This is a genomic window from Alicyclobacillus suci, from assembly GCF_017329615.1.
GTDB classification, from domain to species: domain Bacteria; phylum Bacillota; class Bacilli; order Alicyclobacillales; family Alicyclobacillaceae; genus Alicyclobacillus; species Alicyclobacillus suci.
On the sequence record NZ_JAFMTW010000168.1, the window covers coordinates 1 to 444 of the forward strand.

Genomic DNA, 444 nt, shown 5'->3' on the forward strand with positions numbered 1-444 from the left:
GCAACGCAAAAGGAGACGTCCTTTTCCATTCCTAGGATAAGGACATGATATACGTCAACTCCTGGACAGGCAATTCAGTCAACTTTCGGCCATTATGGAGTAAGCGTAAAACGCAGCACACCTCGTAAGGCTACACTCTGGGTGGGATAATCTCCTCAAATGAAACTGAGGAGAGTGAGGTACATGTCAAGAACCGAGCTACGTGAAGAATGGGAGAGTCGCCTCACCGAGTTTGAGTCCAGTGGGCAAACGGCTACAGTCTGGTGTGCGGTGCACGGGATCAATATTCATCGCTTTCGCTACTGGTCCAGCAAGCTTCGAGGGAATCGACGAAAGCCTTCAAATGGAGAGGTTCGTTGGCTTTCAGTGGAGATGGAATCAGTCATTAAACCGAGCAGTAACGAAGCGCTCACTGTTCAGGTTGGTCAAGCCAGGATTGAAGTG

General features: G+C 49.5%; 1 protein-coding gene. It reads left to right on the forward strand.

Going from position 1 to position 444, the window contains the following annotated elements:
• Positions 1-183: 183 nt before the first annotated feature.
• Positions 184-444, forward strand: a 261-nt coding sequence (gene tnpA / locus J3482_RS20275) for an IS66 family insertion sequence element accessory protein TnpA (protein ID WP_206923099.1), incomplete at its 3' end; no start/stop codon positions are given.